The sequence below is a fragment of the Microbacterium sp. NPDC057658 genome (assembly GCF_042799975.1).
In the GTDB taxonomy this organism is placed as follows: Bacteria; Actinomycetota; Actinomycetes; order Actinomycetales; family Microbacteriaceae; genus Microbacterium.
This window is the reverse complement of the sequence record NZ_JBHVHT010000002.1, coordinates 1-17,631: the sequence shown is the minus strand read 5'-3', so window position 1 is coordinate 17,631 and position 17,631 is coordinate 1. Positions and strand designations below refer to the sequence as shown.

The following is a 17,631-nucleotide window of genomic DNA, read 5'->3' as shown; positions in this document are numbered from 1 at the left end:
TGTCGGACTACGCCAGGCGGGACGCGAGCTCGTCGATCTTGTCGGGACGGAAGCCCGACCAGTGGTCCTCGTCCGTGACGACGACCGGCGCCTGCATGTAGCCGAGCGCCTTGACCTGCTCCAGGGCCGTCGGGTCCTCCGACAGGTCGTGGATCTCGTACTCGATGCCCTTGGCATCCAGGGCACGGTAGGTCGCGTTGCACTGGACGCAGGAAGGCTTGGTGTACACCGTGATCGACATCTGAACCCCTCAAATCTCTGGTTTCTCCGGCAGACCTCCGCCGGGATCTCAATACTACATATAGGGACGGACATTCGGTGCGACCACAAGGGGTAGTAGTTACATCCGTGTAGTTTTTCCACCGCTCTCTACAGATACAACACAGGTTGTCCACCGTTTCTTCCACAGGCGGACCCCCTCTCCCGGGGTCGTCGACCCGCGGGAAATCGCGGCTGGGAGGAGCCTGTGAGAGATCCATCCACAGGGGGCACCCTAGGAGGGGCTTCCGACATCCCCAGGCCTGTGGAATTCGACCGTCGGCGTGTCCACGGCGTGTCGCGGCGTGTCGGTCACCGGCCCGTCCCTCCGACGTCGCCGCCGCCCGGTACCGTTGTCGAGTGGCGGGCTATCGGGATCTTCTTCGCACGCCGGGAGTGGGCCGCATGATCGCCGCCCAGCTCACCGCGCGCTTCCCCAACGGGATGATGTCCTTGGCGATCCTGCTGCACGTCGAGCAGCAGACCGGATCGTACGGATCGGCGGGCCTCGTGCTCGCCGCGACCAGCGTCGGCCAGGCGGTCGCCGGCCCCATCACCAGCCGGTGGATGGGCGCCTGGGGCATGCGGCGGGTGCTGACCCTCACCCTGTCCGTCTGCGTGATCGCTGTGCTCGGTCTCGGGCTGCTGCCGCTCTCCGTCCCCGGCTACATGGCTCTCGGCATGATCGCCGGCCTGTCGACCCCGCCCGTGCAGGCGGCCGTCCGCACGATCTACCCCAAGCTCGTGAACGCCGGCCAGCTCACGCCGCTGTTCTCCCTCGACGCGTCCCTGCAGGAGATCATCTGGGTGCTGGCCCCGGTGGTCATCACCCTCGTCTCCACCCAGGTCGGCACCATGGAGGGTCTGCTCCTGGTGGCGATCGTCCTCGTCGCCGGCGGCGCGTGGTTCATCCTCTCCCCCGAGGTCGGCCGCGTGCGCATCCCCCGCAGCCGCAATGCGCTGGGCAAGGTCGTCCTCAAGCCGCCCGTGCTCCTCGCGACGGTCATCGGCTTCCTCCTCATCGGCGCCTGCTCGGCGGTCGAGGTCGGCGTGGTCGCGACGTTCGAGCACGGCAGCCTCGCGGCGGGCCTCATCCTCGCCGTCTTCTCCGCCGGCAGCCTGGCCGGCGGCCTCGCCTTCGGCCACATCCCGATCGGCCCGTGGGCCATGGCGCGCCGCCTGCTCATCGTCACCGTGGGCCTGGCCCTCACGATGGTGATGCTCAACGTCTTCTGGCTGGGCGGCACGCTCATCCTCGCCGGCATCGGCATCGCTCCCGCCCTCGCAGTGCTGTTCGCCATCACCACGGCCAGCGTGAAGTTCAGCGAGACCGCCGAGGCCTTCGGCTGGGCGGGCACCGGACAGCTCATCGGCGCCGCAGCCGGATCGGCGGTCGCCGGCTTCCTCGTCGACGTCGGCGACTGGCGCGGCGCCTACCTGGCCGCCACCATCTTCGCGGGCGTCGGACTGCTCGTCTCGATCGTGTTCGTGCGCTCCTTCCCCGATCTGCGTCACCGCGACGCGAGCCCCCATCCCGATACCGAGCCCCTGGCGGTCACCCCCTCATGAGCCCCTCCGTCCCGTCCTCCTCCCCCGCGATCGTGTGCGTCGGCGAGTCGATGGCGCTGATCACGCCCACCGGCGCCGACCTCGCGTCCGCCGACACGGCGTCGATCACGCACGCGGGCGCGGAGGCGAACGTCGCGGTCGGCGTGGCGGCCGCGGGCCACCGCGCCGCCTGGGCCTCCCGCCTCGGCGACGATCCCCTCGGCCGACGTCTCACCGCCGAGCTGGAACGGCGTCGCGTCGAGCTGTGGACCGAGCTCGACGCCGAGGCACCGACCGGTGTGATGTTCAAGGATCCCGGCGTGGAGTCGTCGGCCGTCTACTACTACCGCCGCGGCTCGGCCGCCTCGCGCATGGCACCGGGGTTCCTGTCCCCCGCGCAGCTCGCCGGCGTGCGCATCGTGCACACCACGGGCATCACCCCGGCGCTGTCCGCGACGTGCCTGGCGATGGTCGACCAGCTCTTCGCCGACGCGCGCACCGCCGGAGCCGTCGTCTCGTTCGATGTCAACGACCGCCGGGCGCTGTGGAGTCCGGAGGAGGCAGCCGCCACGCTGGCTCGTCTGGCCGACGCCGCCGACATCGCCTTCGTCGGCCGCGACGAGGCCGAGCGCATCTGGGGCACCGCCACAGCAGCGGAGATCCGCGCCCACCTCCCGCACTGCGGTCTCCTCGTCGTCAAGGACGGCGACGTCGGCGCGACGGCGTTCGCGGGCGACGCGGACCCGGTGTTCGTGCCCGCGCCGATGGTCGACGTCGTCGAGCCCGTCGGTGCCGGCGACGCCTTCGCGTCCGGGTTCCTCGCCGCGACGCTCGACGGCGCCGACCTCGAGACCCGCCTGGCCGCCGGACACGAGGCCGCCGCGCGGGTGCTCCGCATCGCGGCCGACCTGCCGCCCCTGGAGCCCGCGCGCTGACGCCGCCCGCCACGCCCCGGCGCGGTCGTAGGCTGGTGCCATGCCCGCTCCCGTCACCCTCCCCCGCCTGAGCTGGGGCGATGCCGCTGCGCCGCGACGCGCCCTCCTCGTGCACGGTCTGGGCTCGTCCGGCGCGCTCATGTGGCGGCTCGGCGATGCCCTCGCGACAGCCGGCTGGCACGCGACGGCGGTGGACCTGCGCGGCCACGGAGACGCCCCGCGCACGCTCGACTACTCCGTCGCAGCGTACGCCGCGGACCTCGCCGCCACGCGCCCTCCCGGTGCGGGCGCCTGGGATGCCGTCGTCGGACACTCGCTCGGCGGCGCCGCCGGGACGGTGGCCGCCGCGGACGACGCGGACTGGACACGACGCCTCGTCCTCATCGACCCCGCGATCCATGTCGTCCAGCAGGACGCGGCCGACGTCCGCCGCAGCCAGGAACGCGCCTTCGCCGACAACCGCCTCGACGCGGTGCGGCAGGAGCACCCGCACTGGCACCCGCAGGACCAGGAGCTCAAGGTCGACGCCGTCCGGCGGGCGAGCGCGTGGGCGGTCGAGCAGACCAGCGCACAGAACCAGCCGTGGGACGTCCGTGCACACGCAGCCCGCCTGACGGTGCCCACGCACGTGATCGGCGGCGATCCCACCGTCTCCAGCATCTTCACCGGGGCCCTCGCTGACGAGGTGCTCGCGAACAACCCCCGCATCTCCCTGTCGGTCGTGGCCGGCGCCGGCCACTCGGTGCATCGCGACCGCCCGGAGGAATCCATCCGACAGCTCCTGGAGGCTCTGGCATGACCGACTTCGACCCGTCGGCGTATCTCCCCGACGACCTGCTCGACCGCATCCGCGAGCGCGCCCCCCTCCACGACAGGGAGAACACCTTCCCCCAGGCCGACCTCGACGAGCTCCGCGCGGCCGGCTACCTGTCGATCCTCGTGCCGCGGGAGCGCGGCGGCGCGGGACTCGGCCTCGAGCAGGCCGCCCTCCTCCAGCAGCGGCTCGCGGGCGCCGCGCCCGCAACCGCCCTGGCGATCAACATGCACCTCGTCTGGACCGGCGTCGCCAAGGTCTTCTCGGACCGCGGGGTCCCCGGTCTCGAGTTCGTGCAGGACGGCGCCGTGGCCGGCGAGGTCTTCGCGTTCGGCATCAGCGAGGGCGGCAACGACCTCGTGCTGTTCGGGAGCGACACGGCCGCGGTGCCGGACGGCGCCGGGGGTTACGCCTTCACCGGCACCAAGATCTTCACCTCGCTCGCCCCGGTGTGGACGAAGCTCGGCCTGCACGGGCTCGACACCACGAGCCCGGACGCGCCGAAGCTCGTGTTCGCCTTCGTCGACCGCACGTCCGCGGTCACCACCGCCGACGACTGGGACACCCTCGGCATGCGCGGCACCCAGAGCCGGACCACGCGCCTCGACGGGGCCGTCGCGGAGGCGGCGCACGTCGTGCGGCGGATCGACCCCGGCCCGAGCCCCGACCCGATCGTCTTCGGCATCTTCGCGGTCTTCGAGATCCTCCTCGCCTCCGTCTACACCGGAATCGCCCGGCGGGCCCTCGAGCTGGCCGTGGCGACGGCCCATCGGCGTCGCTCCATGAAGAGCGGCGCCGCGTACAGCCAGGACCCGGACATCCGCTGGCGGATCGCCGACATGGCCCTCGCCTACGACGCCCTCCCTCCGCAGATCGCCGTACTCGCCCGCGATGTCGACGAGCGCGCGGACCGCGGCGCCGGCTGGTTCCCGGCGCTCTCGGGCGTCAAGCATCGCGCGGTGACGATGGCCAAGCACGTCGTCGACGAGGCCATGCTGGTGGCCGGCGGCGGCTCGTACTTCAGCGCCAACGAGCTCTCCCGGCTGTATCGCGACGTCCTCGCCGGCGCGTTCCATCCCTCCGACCCGGAGTCGGCGCACGCCACCGCGGCGAGCGCCTGGCTGGGCCCGATCGAGGCCTGAGCGGGCGCACGCACACCCCGTTGTCCACGACCGTCCGCGGTGCCAAGATCGCACCATGGCACCGTCGAAGAAGGACCATACCCTCGACGCGATCTCCAAGACCATCGTCGAGATGCTGCAGGAGGACGGGCGGCGCTCGTACTCCGAGATCGGCCGGATCGTCGGCCTGAGCGAGGCCGCCGTCCGGCAGCGCGTGCAGCGGCTCACCGAGTCCGGAGTGATGCAGATCGTCGCGGTGACCGATCCCATGCAGCTCGGCTTCCACCGGCAGGCGATGGTCGGGGTCAAGGTCGCCGGGGACGCCCGAGGCGTGGCCGAGGCGATCGCCGACATCGACGAGGTCGACTACGTCGTGATCACGGTCGGATCGTTCGACGTGCTCGTCGAGGCGGTGTGCGAGGACGACGACCATCTGCTGGCCCTCGTCAACGATCGCATCCGGCCGATCCCGGGCGTGGTGTCGACCGAGACCTTCATCTACGCGAAGCTCCAGAAGCAGCAGTTCGCCTGGGGCACGCGCTGACGGTCGGTCTCAGCGCGGCCGCGTCTCCTCGCGACGGCGGGCGAGGAGGGCGAGGTGCAGGGCGGCGAGGGTCTCCCCGTCGTCCAGATCCGCGCCGAGCAGGTCGCCGATGAGCGCGAGGCGCTGATAGAACACCGAGCGCGAGAGATGGCTCGCGGCCGCCGCCGCGGAGCGGTTGCCGGGGTGCGCGACGAGGGCGGCGAGGACCGCGAGCAGGTCTCCGCGGCGATCCCGGTCGTGACGGACGAGCGGCTCCAGCATCTGCTCGCTGTGCGCCTGGAGCCGCCGGTCGTCGCGCAGAGCGGATACGAGGCGTTCGAGGGGCCGGTCGGCGACGCGGCGGACCGCCGGCACGTCGCCCCCGGACGGCCGTGCGGCGAGGTCGAGCGCGGCGCGGATCGAGGCCAGGAGGCCGCGGACGCCTTCGGCGCTCGGTCCGACGGTCACGGGCGCGCCGTCCGAGAGGTGCGCGAGGACGGCATCGGTCAGCGCGTCGGATCCGGCGGCCAGGAGCAGGACCAGGTCCGCTCCCCGCCGGGCCCCCACCGCGGACAGCCCCGCCGCACGCGCGCGGGCAACGAGCGTCCCCGCGTCCTCGTCCGTGCGGAAGACGAGGCCGGAGACGGTCCCGCCCGAGAGGTCGAGCCCGAGTCTCCGGAGCCGGACCTCGACGTCTTCCTCGCGGGCGAACCGCGCACCGAGAAGATCCTCGACGAGGCTGCGATGGGCGAGCACGGTCCACGCCCCCTCCCCATCGGCGAGGCAGCCGAAGGCGAGGGCCGTCGCTCCCAGCTCCAGGACCGTGGACCGACCGGCGGGATGCGGCGGACCCTCCGCCGCGATGAGCCAGCCCCAGCGCACACCGCGCGCCTGCACGGGCACCCGATCGCCGCCCCGCTCCGCCTGGCGGAGGGCCTCGCCGACCGGGACGCGGAGCGCTTCGACCGCGACGACCTCCCCCGCCGGATTCTCGAGGTGGACCGGGGCGTCGAGCGCGCGGGCGACCTCGGACACGATGAGGTCGGCCGGCGCGCCGCGGAGGCTGAGGGTGGTGAAGAGGTCGTGCAGGCGCTGACGCTCGCGGAGCGCCGCGGTCTGGGCCTCGATCAGCGCGCGGTGCACGGCCTCGGTCACCGCGACGAACTTGACCTCCACCCCGAGCGCGATCAGGGCGAGGCCGGAGGCGGCACTGGCCTCGACGACCGCGGCCGGGACGCGGGGCATCCGCGGGCCGAGTTCGACGACGATGCCGGACACCCCCACCGCCGCCAGCTCCGCCACGAGCACGCGCAGTGCTGCGGGGTTCGTCGGCCAGGCCGCGCCCGTCGTGAGCAGCAGCTCGCCGCCGTCGAGCAGGCGTGCGACGGCGGCGCTGTCCGAGGCGTGGACCCACCGCACCCCGGCGTCGAGCGCCGGGCCCCCGACGAGGACGGTCGGCGCCCCCGCCTGCACCACGGGGAGCGCGAGCACGTCCCCGACGCACAGCGCCGAGGATGGTCGTTCCGGACGATGTGTCCGATCCACCGAGAAGTCCTGACGCTCTGCCACTCCGCACCCGCTCCGTTTCCTGTCAGCATGGGCCGAGCCCCAGCGTAGCGACCCTCGGTCAGAGTGTGCGAGACGCGATCCCCTCTGCGAAGGAGCACCCGTGGACATCGTCCGTCACGTCATCAACGGCACCGAGACCGCCGAGGCGGCGCGCCGCGGCCCCGTCTTCGACCCGGCGACAGGTGCCGTCACGAAAGAGGTCGCACTGGCCTCGGCCACCGAGGTCGACGCCGCGGTGGCCGCCGCTGCTGCCGCCCTGCCGGCGTGGCGGGAGACGAGCCTCATCAAACGCGCCGACGTCTTCTTCCGGCTCCGTCAGCTCCTCAAGGAACGGACGGACGAGCTCGCGGCCATCGTCACGTCCGAGCACGGGAAGGTCCTGTCCGACGCGGCCGGCGAGGTGTCCCGCGGCATCGAGAACGTCGAGTTCGCCGCGGGGCTCGTGCACCTGCTCAAGGGCGAGCGCAGCGAGCAGGTCGCCCGCGGGGTCGACGTGCACTCCGTGAAGCAGCCGGTCGGCGTGGTCGCGGCCATCACCCCGTTCAACTTCCCGGTCATGGTGCCGCTGTGGATGGTCGCCTCCGCGATCGCGTGCGGCAACACCGTCGTCCTCAAGCCCAGCGAGAAGGATCCGTCCGCCGCGGTCTGGCTCGCACGGCTCTTCCGCGAGGCCGGTCTCCCGGACGGCGTCCTCAACGTCGTGCACGGCGACCGGGAGGCCGTCGACGCGCTCCTCGGCTCCCCGCAGGTGCAGGCGGTGAGCTTCGTCGGCTCGACCCCGATCGCCCGGTCGATCTACGGACGGGCGTCCGCCGCCGGGAAGCGGGTCCAGGCGCTCGGCGGCGCGAAGAACCACATGGTCGTGATGCCCGACGCCGACATCGACGCGGCCGCCGACGCCGCCGTCTCCGCAGCGTACGGCTCCGCGGGCGAGCGCTGCATGGCGGTGTCCGTGCTCGTGGCGGTGGGCGACATCGCCGACGACCTCGTCGCCGCGATCGCCCGCCGCATCGACGGCCTCTCGATCGGCCCCGGCACGGACCCGGCGAGCGAGATGGGGCCCCTCATCACCGCGGAGCACCGTGACCGGGTCGCCTCCTACGTCACAGAGGCCCCCGGGGAGGGCGCCACGGTCGTCGTCGACGGCACCACGAAGCGGTTCGACGGCGACGGCTTCTTCCTCGGGGTGAGCCTGATCGACGACGTCACGCCCGGCATGCGCGTCTACGACGACGAGATCTTCGGCCCGGTCCTGTCCGTCGTGCGCGTGGGCTCCTACGCGGAGGCGGTCGCGCTCGTCAACGCGAACGCCTACGGCAACGGGACCGCGATCTTCACGCGCGACGGCGGGACGGCGCGGCAGTACGAGTTCGACATCGAGGTCGGCATGGTCGGCGTCAACGTCCCGATCCCGGTGCCCATCGGCGCGTACTCGTTCGGCGGGTGGAAGGACTCGCTCTTCGGCGACGCGCACATCTACGGCCCGGAGTCCGTGCACTTCTACACGCGGTCGAAGGTCGTGACGACGCGGTGGCCCGACCACACCCCGTCGCAGATCGACCTCGGCTTCCCGAGCAACCACTGACGAGGAGCGATCACGATGACGACCTTCACCGACCGCCACGGACTCTCCTTCCCGCTCCCCGCCCCGGACGCCGAGGCGCAGGTGCGCGCCGACGACCGCGCCCACGTCTTCCACTCCTGGAGCGCGCAGGCGCTGATCGACCCGCTGCCGGTCGCCACCGGTCGGGGCTCGACATTCTGGGACTACGAGGGCAGCGCCTACCTCGACTTCTCCAGCCAGCTCGTGAACCTCAACCTCGGCCACCAGCACCCGGACCTCGTCGCAGCGATCCAGCAGCAGGCCGGGCGGCTCGCCACCATCCAGCCGTCGATGGCCAACGATGTGCGCGGGGAGCTCGCCCGTCTCATCGCCGAGGTCGCTCCCGACGGGTTCGAGAAGGTGTTCTTCACGAACGGCGGCGCGGAGGCGAACGAGTACGCGGTGCGCATGGCCCGGCAGGCCACGGGCCGCCGGAAGGTGCTCTCGATGTACCGCAGCTACCACGGCTCCACCGCGACCGCGATCTCCCTCACCGGCGACCCCCGCCGCTGGGCGAACGACGTCACGGACACCGGGGCCGTGCGGTTCTTCGGACCGTACCTCTACCGCTCCCCGTTCCACAGCGAGACGACCGAGCAGGAGACGGAGCGCGCCCTCGCGCATCTGGAGCAGACCATCCAGCTCGAGGGACCGCAGACCATCGCCGCGATCATCGTCGAGACGGTCGTCGGCACCAACGGCGTGCTGCTTCCTCCGCCCGGCTATCTGCCCGGGGTACGCGCGCTCTGCGATCGCTACGGGATCGTCTTCATCGCGGACGAGGTGATGGTGGGGTTCGGCCGGCTCGGCGAGTGGTTCGGGATCGATGCCTTCGACGCCCGCCCCGACCTGATCACCTTCGCGAAGGGCGTGAACTCGGGCTACGTCCCCCTCGGCGGCGTCGTGATCTCCGACCGCATCGCCGCGGCCTTCGACACCGTCCCGTTCGCGGGCGGACTGACGTACTCCGGGCACCCTCTCGCCTGCGCCGCCGGTGTGGCCACGTTCGAGGTGTTCCGCCGCGACGGCATCCTGGAACGGGTGCGCGACCTCGGCGAGCGGGTCGTCGGTCCGACCCTGCGCTCGTGGGCGCAGTCGCATCCGAGCGTGGGCGAGGTGCGCGGTCGCGGGCTGTTCTGGGCGGTGGAGCTCGTGCGGGATCAGCAGACCAGGGAGCCGCTGGTGCCGTTCAACGCGAGCGGTGCCGACGCCGCCCCGATGACGGCGTTCGCCGCCGCCGCGAAGCGGGCAGGGGTCTGGCCCTTCACGCACTTCCACCGCGTGCACATCGCTCCGCCGCTGGTGATCGAGGAGGCGGAGCTGGTGCGGGGTCTGGGGGCGATCGAGGAGGCGCTGGCGGTCGCCGACGGGTACGCGGTCGGCTGAGAGGCGTCCCCCGCCGGCCGCTACTTGCGGTCGAAGTCGAACGCCTTGAGGAGCTCGCCGACGGCCTTGTCGCGCTCCTCGCCGCCGTCCTCGAACATGTGGGTGACGTGCGTGCGCAGGTGGTTCTCCAGCAGCAGACGGTTGAGCGACTCGAGGGAGCGCTGGATCGCGCGGGACTGCGTGATGATGTCCATGCAGTACTCCTCGTTCTCGATCATCCGCGCGACGCCGCGCATCTGACCCTCGAGGATGCTGGTGCGGTGCAGGGCGCGCTTCTTGATGTCTTCGATCACGTATCGAGGCTACTCGCCCCGTGAAAGGATGACGTCATGCCGCGAACACCCACGACGCTGCTCTCCGTCGCCGACCAGGAGCGCCGGCGCGCGCTGCGGCGGATGAAGGCCGTCGCGCTCGGGGCGCTGATCTTCATGGCCCTCGCCTTCGTCGTCGCGTTCGCGTTCCAGGAGCGGGTCGGCGGGCTCGCGTACGTCCGCGCCGCGGCGGAGGGCGGCATGGTCGGCGCGCTGGCGGACTGGTTCGCGGTGACCGCGCTGTTCCGCCGTCCGCTCGGCCTGCCCATCCCGCACACTGCGATCATCCCGAACCGCAAGGACGAGATCGGCCGCACGCTGGGCGAGTTCGTGGAGACGAACTTCCTCGCCGCCGACGTCGTGCGCACCAAGCTGACCAGCACCGCGATCGCTCTCCGCGCCGGGGAGTGGCTCCGGGAGACCCCGCATGCCGAGCGCGTGGCGGCCGAGGGGGCGACGGTCGCGACGGCCGTGCTGAACGCCCTGAGCGACGACGACGTGCGCGATCTCCTCGCCGACCTCGCGCGCGAGCATCTCGTCGCGCCGGAGTGGGGGCCGCCCGCCGGAGCGTGGCTGGAGAAGATCGTGGAGGCGGAGGCGCACCACGGTGCCGTCGACCTCGCGGTGGACAGCATCGGGCGATGGCTCGACGCCAACGCGGCCTCCTTCACCGGACTCGTCTCCCGGCGCCTCCCCGGATGGATGCCGAAGATCGCGCACCGCCTCATCGACGACACGGTGTACAACGAGGCGGTCAAGTTCGTCCGCGCCGTGCAGGCCGACCCGCGGCATCCGGCCCGCCTCGCGATCGACGGGTACCTGTCCCGCCTCGCGGACGCCCTGCAGAACGATCCCGCGACGCGCGAGAAGCTGGAGAACGCCAAGGCCGCGCTCTTCGACAGCCCGCGCGTCGGCGCCCTCGCCGCAGAGGCGTGGAACACCGCCAAGAACGGACTCCTCACCTCCCTCGCCGACCCGGAGAGCGGGCTGCGCCGTCGCGCCGTGCAGGCGCTGCAGGAGGTCGGCGAGCGGCTCACGACCGACGCCGCCCTGCAGAGCCGCGTCGACACGTGGGTCTCCGATGCGGCTGTCTTCCTCGTCGACCGGTACCGGCACGACATCGCCTCGATCATCACCGACACCGTGGAGCGCTGGGATCCCGCCGAGACCACCGAGAAGATCGAGCTCATGGTCGGCCGCGACCTGCAGTACATCCGCCTCAACGGCACCGTCGTCGGCGCCCTCGCCGGCCTCGCGATCTTCACCGTCGCCCACGCCCTGATCCCGGGAGTCTGACATGGCACTGTCCCACGATCCGCTCTGGCCGCGTGCCGGCGCCTGGCCCGCGTTCGAGGGCACGGCCGATGCGGTGCTGCTCGGCGTCCCGACCTGGCGCACCTCCCTGTCCCCGACCGGGGCGCACGCGACCCCGGCCGCGATCCGCGAGGCGCTCCCCCGCTACGGCACGACGGTCCTCGGCCCACCGACGATCGACCTGGACGAGGTGCTCCGCATCGCGGACGCCGGGGACGTGCCGGAGCCGGACGGCGACGCGGGAGAGGCGCGGACGATCGAGCGGGTCCGGGAACTCGCGGGAGCGTCAGATCTCGTCATCGCCCTCGGCGGCGACAACTCCCTCACCTACCCGGTCGCGCTCGGAGCGGAGGCCACGGGCCTGATCACGTTCGACGCCCACTTCGACCTGCGCGACGGCGTCTCCAACGGCACGCCGGTGCGGCGACTCGTCGAAGACGCCCCGGCGGCGTCCGCCCTCCCCACCGCACGCATCGACCCCACCCGGATCGTGCAGATCGGCCTCGCCGACTTCGCGAACTCCGCCGCGTACGCCCGCCGCGCGGCCGACTGGGGCATCCGGGTCGTCACCCTCGACGACGTGCGCCGTCGCGGCATCGCCGACGTCGTGGCCGAGGCCGTCGAGATCGCGGGCGCGGGCGACGCCGCCCGGGTGCACCTCGACATCGACGTGGACGTGTGCGACCGCGCGGTCGCACCGGGGTGCCCGGCCAGCGTCCCGGGAGGCCTGGCCGCGTGGGAGCTCCGCGCCCTCACCCGGGCGGTCGCCGCCGATCCGCGGGTCGCGAGCGCCGACATCGCCGAGGTCGACGCGACCGCGGACGCCGAGGACGGTCGCACCGTGCGGCTCGCCGCCCTCTGCGTGCTCGAGCTGCTCGCGGGCCTCGCGGCACGCTAGCCCGAGCCGCCCTCAGACGACGGCCGCCCCGTCCTTCCAGACGCGCTGCACCAGCGGCACACCCGGGCGATACGCCAGATGCACGCGGGAGGGGGCGTCGAGCAGCACAAGGTCGGCGCGCGCCCCGGGGGCGATCCGGCCGATGTCGTCGCGCCGCAGTGCCCGCGCCCCGCCGGCGGTGGCGGCCCAGACCGCCTCCGCCGTGGTCATGCCCATGTCCCGCACGGCGATGGCGATGCAGAAGGCCATGGACGACGTGAAGCTGGACCCCGGGTTCGTGTCGCACGCCAGCGCAACTGTCACACCCGCGTCGAGGAGTCTGCGCGCATCCGGATAGGGCTGGCGCGTGGAGAACTCCACGCCGGGTAGCAGCGTGAGCACCGTGTCCGACGCGGCGAGCGCGGCGATGTCCGCGTCGGTGAGGTAGGTGCCGTGATCCACCGATGCCGCCCCCAGCTCGACCGCCATTCGCACGCCGTCGCCCGGACCGAGCTGGCTCGCATGCACCCGAGGAGCGAGACCCCGGGTGATGCCCGCCTCCAGGATCCGCCGTGCCTGCGCCACCGTGAAGGCGCCGGTCTCGCAGAAGACGTCGATCCACCGGGAGTGCGGGGCGCAGGCGTCGAGCATCGGCCCCACGACGAGGTCGACATAGGCATCGGGATCGTCGGCATACTCGACCGGGACCACGTGCGCGCCGAGGAACGTGACCTCCGACGTCACCTCGGCGGCGAGGCGCACGAGGCGCTCCTCCTCCGCGACGGCGAGACCGTAACCGCTCTTGATCTCGACCGTGGTGGTGCCCTGCGTCCGCAGCTCCTCGATGAACCCGTGCAGTCGGGCGCGCAGCTCGTCGTCGGTCGCCGCCCGCGTCGCCTGCACCGTCGAGCGGATGCCGCCCGCCGCGTACGGCTGCCCCGCCATGCGCGCCTCGAACTCCGCCGCCCGATCGCCGCCGAAGACGAGGTGGCTGTGGCTGTCGACGAATCCGGGGATCACGGCCCGCCCCCCGGCGTCGACGACCTCATCGGCCGCGGGAGCCGCAGCAGACGAACCCACCCACGCGATCCGCGCGCCGTCGATCAGCACGGCCGCCTCGCGGAGCGTGCCGGCCGGGTCGCCCCCCGCGGCGACGTTGGTCGTCAGCTCCCCGATCCCGGAGATGAGCGTCGTCGTCACAGCATCGGCACCTTCAGTCCGCGGTCGCGGGCGACCTCCTTGGCGTGGTCGTACCCGGCGTCCACGTGTCGCATGACACCGGTGCCGGGGTCGTTCGTCAGCACCCGGGCGAGCTTCTCCGCCGCGAGGGCCGAACCGTCCGCCACCGTGACCTGCCCGGCGTGGATCGAGCGTCCGATCCCCACGCCGCCGCCGTGGTGCAGCGACACCCACGACGCCCCGGAGGCGGTGTTGAGGAGGGCGTTGAGCAGCGGCCAGTCGGCGATCGCGTCGGAGCCGTCCTTCATGGCCTCGGTCTCCCGGTACGGCGACGCGACGGAGCCGGAGTCGAGGTGGTCACGGCCGATGACGATCGGCGCGGACAGCTCTCCCGAGGCGACCATCTCGTTGAACTTCAGTCCGGCGAGGTGCCGCTCCTGGTAGCCGAGCCAGCAGATGCGCGCCGGCAGACCCTCGAAGTGGACGGCCGACCCCGCCTTGTCGAGCCAACGGTGCAGGGCCGTGTCCTCGGGGAAGAGCTCGGCGATCGCGCGGTCCGTCTTGAAGATGTCCTCCGGGTCTCCGGACAGCGCCACCCAGCGGAACGGTCCTCGCCCTTCCTCGAACTGCGGGCGGATGTAGGCGGGGACGAATCCGGGGAACGCGAACGCCCGGTCGAAGCCGCCGAGCTGCGCCTCCGCGCGGATCGAGTTGCCGTAGTCGAACACGGCCGCCCCCGCGTCCTGGAAGCCGACCATCGCGGCGACGTGGGCGGCCATCGACTCCCTCGACCGCCGGGTGAACTCCTCGGGATCGCGCGCCGCCTCCTCCTTCCACCGGGCCACGTCGACACCGATCGGCAGGTACGCGAGGGGGTCGTGGGCGCTGGTCTGGTCGGTGACCACGTCGATGGGCACGCCCCGCCGCAGGAGCTCAGGGAAGATCTCCGCGGCATTGCCCACGACGCCGACCGAGAGGGCGTGACCGGCGTCCTTCGCCGCGACGACCCGGGCCACCGCCGCATCGAGGTCGGTGGAGTACTCGTCGAGGTACCGATGCTCCACACGGCGGGCCAGCCGCGTCTCGTCGACGTCCACGATCAGGACCGCGCCCTCGTTGAGGGTCACGGCGAGGGGCTGCGCCCCGCCCATCCCGCCCGCACCGGCCGTCAGCGTCAGCGTCCCCCGCAGGGAATCGCGCCCGAGCGAGCGGGCGACCGCGGCGAACGTCTCGTACGTCCCCTGCAGGATGCCCTGCGTGCCGATGTAGATCCAGGAGCCGGCGGTCATCTGGCCGTACATGGTCAGCCCCAGCTCCTCCAGACGGCGGAACTCCGGCCAGGTCGCCCAGTCGCCGACGAGGTTCGAGTTGGCGATGAGCACGCGCGGCGCCCACTCGTGGGTGCGGAACACGCCCACCGGCTTGCCGGACTGGACGAGCAGCGTCTCATCCGGCTCCAGCTCGTCGAGAGTGCGGACGATCGCCTCGTACGCCGCCCAGCTGCGTGCCGCCTTGCCCGTCCCGCCGTAGACCACCAGGTCTTCCGGGTGCTCGGCGACCTCGGGATCGAGGTTGTTCATGAGCATGCGCTTGGCCGCCTCGGCGCCCCAGCTCTTGGCGGTGCGCTCGGCACCGCGGGCTGCGCGTACCGTGCGCGCTGCGTTCTCCTCAGTCATGCATGTGCTCCTTTGCGACACGGGCGATGGCACCCGACTGGACGAGGGCGGTCACGGCCTCCATCTCGGGCGAGAGGTGGCGGTCAGGGCCGGGGCCGGCGGCGACCGTGCGGATGAGATCGCGCACGGCGCCGGTCGCCGGGCCCGCCTCGAGCGGCGCGCGGAGATCCAGCGCGCGGGCGGCGGTGAGGATCTCGATCGCGAGGACGCGGGAGAGGCCGTCGATCGCCCGACGCAGCTTCCGTGCTGCGGCCCAGCCCATCGAGACGTGGTCCTCCTGCATCGCCGAGGACGGGATGGAGTCCACCGAGGCGGGAACCGCGAGACGCTTGAGCTCGGAGACGATGCCGGCCGCCGCGTACTGCGCGATCATCAGCCCGGAATCGACCCCGACCTCCGCCGCGAGGAACGGCGGGAGCCCGTGGCTGCGGGCCGGATCCAGAGCGCGGTCGGTGCGCCGCTCGGACACGGAGGCGACGTCGGCGATCGAGATCGCCAGGAAGTCGAGGACCGCCGCGACGGGCGCCCCGTGGAAGTTGCCGTTCGACTCGATGCGGCCGTCGAGGGTGATGATCGGGTTGTCGATGACGCTGGAGAGCTCGCGCTCCGCGATCATTTCGGCATACCCGAGCGTGTCGCGCGCGGCGCCGTGCACCTGCGGCGAGCAGCGCAGGGAGTACGCGTCCTGGACACGGCCGTCTTCCGGGCCCTTGTGGCTCGCGACCATCGGCGACCCGGCGAGCAGCGCCCGGAGGTGACCGGCGGATACCGCCTGCCCCGCCTGCGGACGCAGCGCCATGAGATCGGCGGCGAACACCGCATCGGTGCCGAGCTGCGACTCCACCGACATCGCCGCCGCCACATCCGCCGTCAGGAGCAGCGTCTCCAGGTCGTGGAGCGCGAGCACCAGCGTGCCGAGCATCCCGTCCGTGCCGTTGATGAGGGCGAGGCCCTCCTTCTCCACGAGCGTGAGCGGTGCGATGCCGGCGTCCGCGAGGGCGTCGGCCGCCGGGATGAGCCGGCCCGCGCTGTCACGCACATCGCCCTCGCCCATGGCCGCGAGCGCGATGTGGGCAAGGGGCGCGAGATCCCCGGAACACCCCAGCGAGCCGTACTCGCGGACCACCGGCACGATGCCCGCGTTGAGCAGCGCGGCGTACGTCTCGACCACGACGGGGCGAACCCCGGTGCGGCCGGACGCGAGCGTCTGCAGGCGCAGCAGCTGGAGCCCGCGTACGACCTCCCGCTCGACCTCGGCGCCGGTTCCCGCGGCGTGGGAGCGGATGAGACTCGCCTGCAACTGCAGTCGCCGTTCCGGAGCGATGAACGTCGTCGCCAACGCGCCGAAGCCCGTGGACACCCCGTAGTGCGGGTGCGGGTCTGCGGCGAGGCCGTCGATCACTCGCCGGGTCTCGGCGACCCTGGCCAGCGCCGCAGGGTCGACGACGACGGGCGCATCGTGACGGACGACGCGGACGACCTCCGCCGCGGAGAGAGGGGCGGCGCCGACGAGGACAGGGGCTGGATCGCTCATGTCTCGATTCCACACCCGCGGGGTCGACGTGCACACGGCTTCGTGGCAACCTGTGTCTGTGATCCCAGACATCTCCGAGACCGCTGACGCCCAGGTGCCTGCCGCGGCGCAGACCCTGCGCATCCTGAGCTACTTGGCGGGCCGGCCGGCGCCGGTGGCCGCGTCCGCGATCGCCCGCGAGCTGACGCTTCCGCGATCGACGGTCTATCACCTGCTGCGCACGCTCGCCACCCACGGCTTCGTGCTGCACCTCCGCGAGGAGCGCCGGTGGGGACTCGGGACATCGGCCTTCGAGCTGGCTGGAGGCTACGCCCGGCAGCAGCCGTTGGCACGGCTCGGCCGTCCGCTCATCGCCGGGCTCTCAGACCAGCTCGGGGAGAGCGCGCACCTGGCGGTCATGAGCGGCGGGGACGTGCTGTACATCGTCGAGGAGCGTGCGCCGCGGCGGCCCGCCCTGGTGACCGACGTCGGCGTGCGCCTCCCCGCGCACCTGACCGCGACCGGACGCGCGATGCTCGCCGCCCTCCCCCGCGAACAGGTCCGGGCGCTGTACCCGGAGGCGTCGGCGTTCTCCGACCGCACCGGGCGAGGGCCCCGCCGCCCCGGGGAGCTGCGCGAACTCCTCCGGGACGTACGCTCTCGGGGGTATGCGACGGAGGACGGCGAGGTCGCGGAAGGTCTGCGTTCGGTGGGCGCCGTCGTGCGCGACGTCGCCGGCTGGCCGGTCGCCGCGGTCGCGGTCACCTGGGCCGGCGACGACGGTGCAGAGGTCGTGCTGGCGAACGCGGTGCGCGAGACAGCGGCGACGCTCGAGGCGCGCCTGGCCCGCTGAGGCGACGCCTCCACGCGTTAACGCAAGAAGGCCACCCAGCATTGGGTGGCCTTCTTGACTAAAAGGAGTCCGGCGGTGTCCTACTCTCCCACAGGGTCCCCCCTGCAGTACCATCGGCGCTGTGAGGCTTAGCTTCCGGGTTCGGAATGTG

The 17,631-nt window shown here is 72.4% G+C and carries 16 protein-coding genes and 1 rRNA gene; 10 read left to right on the top strand and 7 right to left on the bottom strand.

Going from position 1 to position 17,631, the window contains the following annotated elements:
* Positions 1-7: 7 nt before the first annotated feature.
* Positions 8-241: a glutaredoxin-like protein NrdH gene (nrdH, locus tag ACFU8V_RS13330; protein ID WP_017202656.1), complete on the bottom strand. Its 234-nt coding sequence runs from the start codon at positions 239-241 to the stop codon at positions 8-10.
* A gap of 422 nt (positions 242-663) precedes the next feature.
* Here nrdH and ACFU8V_RS13325 point away from each other — a divergent pair, with 422 nt between their 5' ends.
* The 5 genes from ACFU8V_RS13325 to ACFU8V_RS13305 are packed head-to-tail and all read left to right on the top strand — an operon-like array spanning position 664 to position 5,220.
* Positions 664-1,827: an MFS transporter gene (locus ACFU8V_RS13325; protein ID WP_051582162.1), complete on the top strand. Its 1,164-nt coding sequence runs from the start codon at positions 664-666 to the stop codon at positions 1,825-1,827.
* The gene (locus ACFU8V_RS13320; RefSeq protein ID WP_378871988.1) at positions 1,824-2,741 is read left to right on the top strand and encodes a sugar kinase; all 918 of its coding nucleotides are present in this window, start codon (positions 1,824-1,826) and stop codon (positions 2,739-2,741) included. The genes ACFU8V_RS13325 and ACFU8V_RS13320 overlap by 4 nt, the downstream gene beginning before the upstream one ends.
* Before the next feature lie 40 nt (positions 2,742-2,781).
* Positions 2,782-3,540 carry an alpha/beta fold hydrolase gene (locus tag ACFU8V_RS13315; protein WP_378871984.1) on the top strand — a complete coding sequence of 253 codons (759 nt, stop codon included), beginning with the start codon at positions 2,782-2,784 and terminating at the stop codon, positions 3,538-3,540.
* Positions 3,537-4,697, top strand: a complete 1,161-nt coding sequence (locus ACFU8V_RS13310; protein ID WP_378871982.1) for an acyl-CoA dehydrogenase family protein — start codon at positions 3,537-3,539, stop codon at positions 4,695-4,697. Before ACFU8V_RS13315 ends, ACFU8V_RS13310 begins: the two co-directional genes overlap by 4 nt.
* A 55-nt stretch (positions 4,698-4,752) precedes the next feature.
* Positions 4,753-5,220, top strand: a complete 468-nt coding sequence (locus ACFU8V_RS13305) for an Lrp/AsnC family transcriptional regulator (protein ID WP_025102615.1) — start codon at positions 4,753-4,755, stop codon at positions 5,218-5,220.
* A gap of 9 nt (positions 5,221-5,229) precedes the next feature.
* Here the strand turns inward: ACFU8V_RS13305 and ACFU8V_RS13300 are convergent, their stop codons facing one another.
* The gene (locus ACFU8V_RS13300) at positions 5,230-6,690 is read right to left on the bottom strand and encodes a PucR family transcriptional regulator ligand-binding domain-containing protein (RefSeq protein ID WP_378871978.1); all 1,461 of its coding nucleotides are present in this window, start codon (positions 6,688-6,690) and stop codon (positions 5,230-5,232) included.
* Positions 6,691-6,868: 178 nt separating this feature from the next.
* On the opposite strand from ACFU8V_RS13300, the gene ACFU8V_RS13295 reads away from it, so the two are divergent.
* Together ACFU8V_RS13295 and ACFU8V_RS13290 are read left to right on the top strand one after the other, a co-directional pair.
* The gene (locus ACFU8V_RS13295; RefSeq protein ID WP_126894616.1) at positions 6,869-8,353 is read left to right on the top strand and encodes a CoA-acylating methylmalonate-semialdehyde dehydrogenase; all 1,485 of its coding nucleotides are present in this window, start codon (positions 6,869-6,871) and stop codon (positions 8,351-8,353) included.
* Positions 8,354-8,368: 15 nt separating this feature from the next.
* Positions 8,369-9,757, top strand: coding sequence for an aspartate aminotransferase family protein (locus tag ACFU8V_RS13290; protein WP_315108685.1), 1,389 nt, complete (start codon positions 8,369-8,371; stop codon positions 9,755-9,757).
* A 20-nt stretch (positions 9,758-9,777) separates the two neighbouring features.
* On the opposite strand, the gene ACFU8V_RS13285 is transcribed toward ACFU8V_RS13290, so the two are convergent.
* A complete protein-coding gene (locus ACFU8V_RS13285) occupies positions 9,778-10,050 on the bottom strand; it encodes a metal-sensitive transcriptional regulator (RefSeq protein ID WP_025102619.1) in 273 nt (90 codons plus the stop codon).
* A gap of 36 nt (positions 10,051-10,086) precedes the next feature.
* Between ACFU8V_RS13285 and ACFU8V_RS13280 the strand changes: the two genes are divergently transcribed.
* Both ACFU8V_RS13280 and ACFU8V_RS13275 read left to right on the top strand, forming a co-directional pair.
* Entirely contained in the window at positions 10,087-11,364 is a 1,278-nt protein-coding gene (locus tag ACFU8V_RS13280) for a DUF445 domain-containing protein (protein ID WP_025102620.1), read from the top strand.
* 1 nt (position 11,365) lies between these two features.
* Complete coding sequence (locus ACFU8V_RS13275) at positions 11,366-12,280, top strand: agmatinase family protein (protein WP_085605455.1); 915 nt, start codon at positions 11,366-11,368, stop codon at positions 12,278-12,280.
* Positions 12,281-12,292: 12 nt separating this feature from the next.
* On the opposite strand, the gene hutI is transcribed toward ACFU8V_RS13275, so the two are convergent.
* The 3 genes from hutI to hutH are packed head-to-tail and all read right to left on the bottom strand — an operon-like array spanning position 12,293 to position 16,648.
* Positions 12,293-13,459, bottom strand: coding sequence for an imidazolonepropionase (gene hutI / locus ACFU8V_RS13270; RefSeq protein ID WP_378871972.1), 1,167 nt, complete (start codon positions 13,457-13,459; stop codon positions 12,293-12,295).
* On the bottom strand, positions 13,456-15,114 hold the full coding sequence (gene hutU / locus ACFU8V_RS13265) for a urocanate hydratase (RefSeq protein WP_085605458.1): 1,659 nt from the start codon (positions 15,112-15,114) through the stop codon (positions 13,456-13,458). Before hutU ends, hutI begins: the two co-directional genes overlap by 4 nt.
* Complete coding sequence (gene hutH, locus ACFU8V_RS13260) at positions 15,107-16,648, bottom strand: histidine ammonia-lyase (RefSeq protein ID WP_378871968.1); 1,542 nt, start codon at positions 16,646-16,648, stop codon at positions 15,107-15,109. Before hutH ends, hutU begins: the two co-directional genes overlap by 8 nt.
* Positions 16,649-16,742: 94 nt before the next feature.
* On the opposite strand from hutH, the gene ACFU8V_RS13255 reads away from it, so the two are divergent.
* Positions 16,743-17,480: an IclR family transcriptional regulator gene (locus tag ACFU8V_RS13255; protein WP_378872813.1), complete on the top strand. Its 738-nt coding sequence runs from the start codon at positions 16,743-16,745 to the stop codon at positions 17,478-17,480.
* A 67-nt stretch (positions 17,481-17,547) separates the two neighbouring features.
* On the opposite strand, the gene rrf is transcribed toward ACFU8V_RS13255, so the two are convergent.
* Positions 17,548-17,631 (bottom strand): 5S ribosomal RNA (rrf, locus tag ACFU8V_RS13250); the annotation flags it as partial.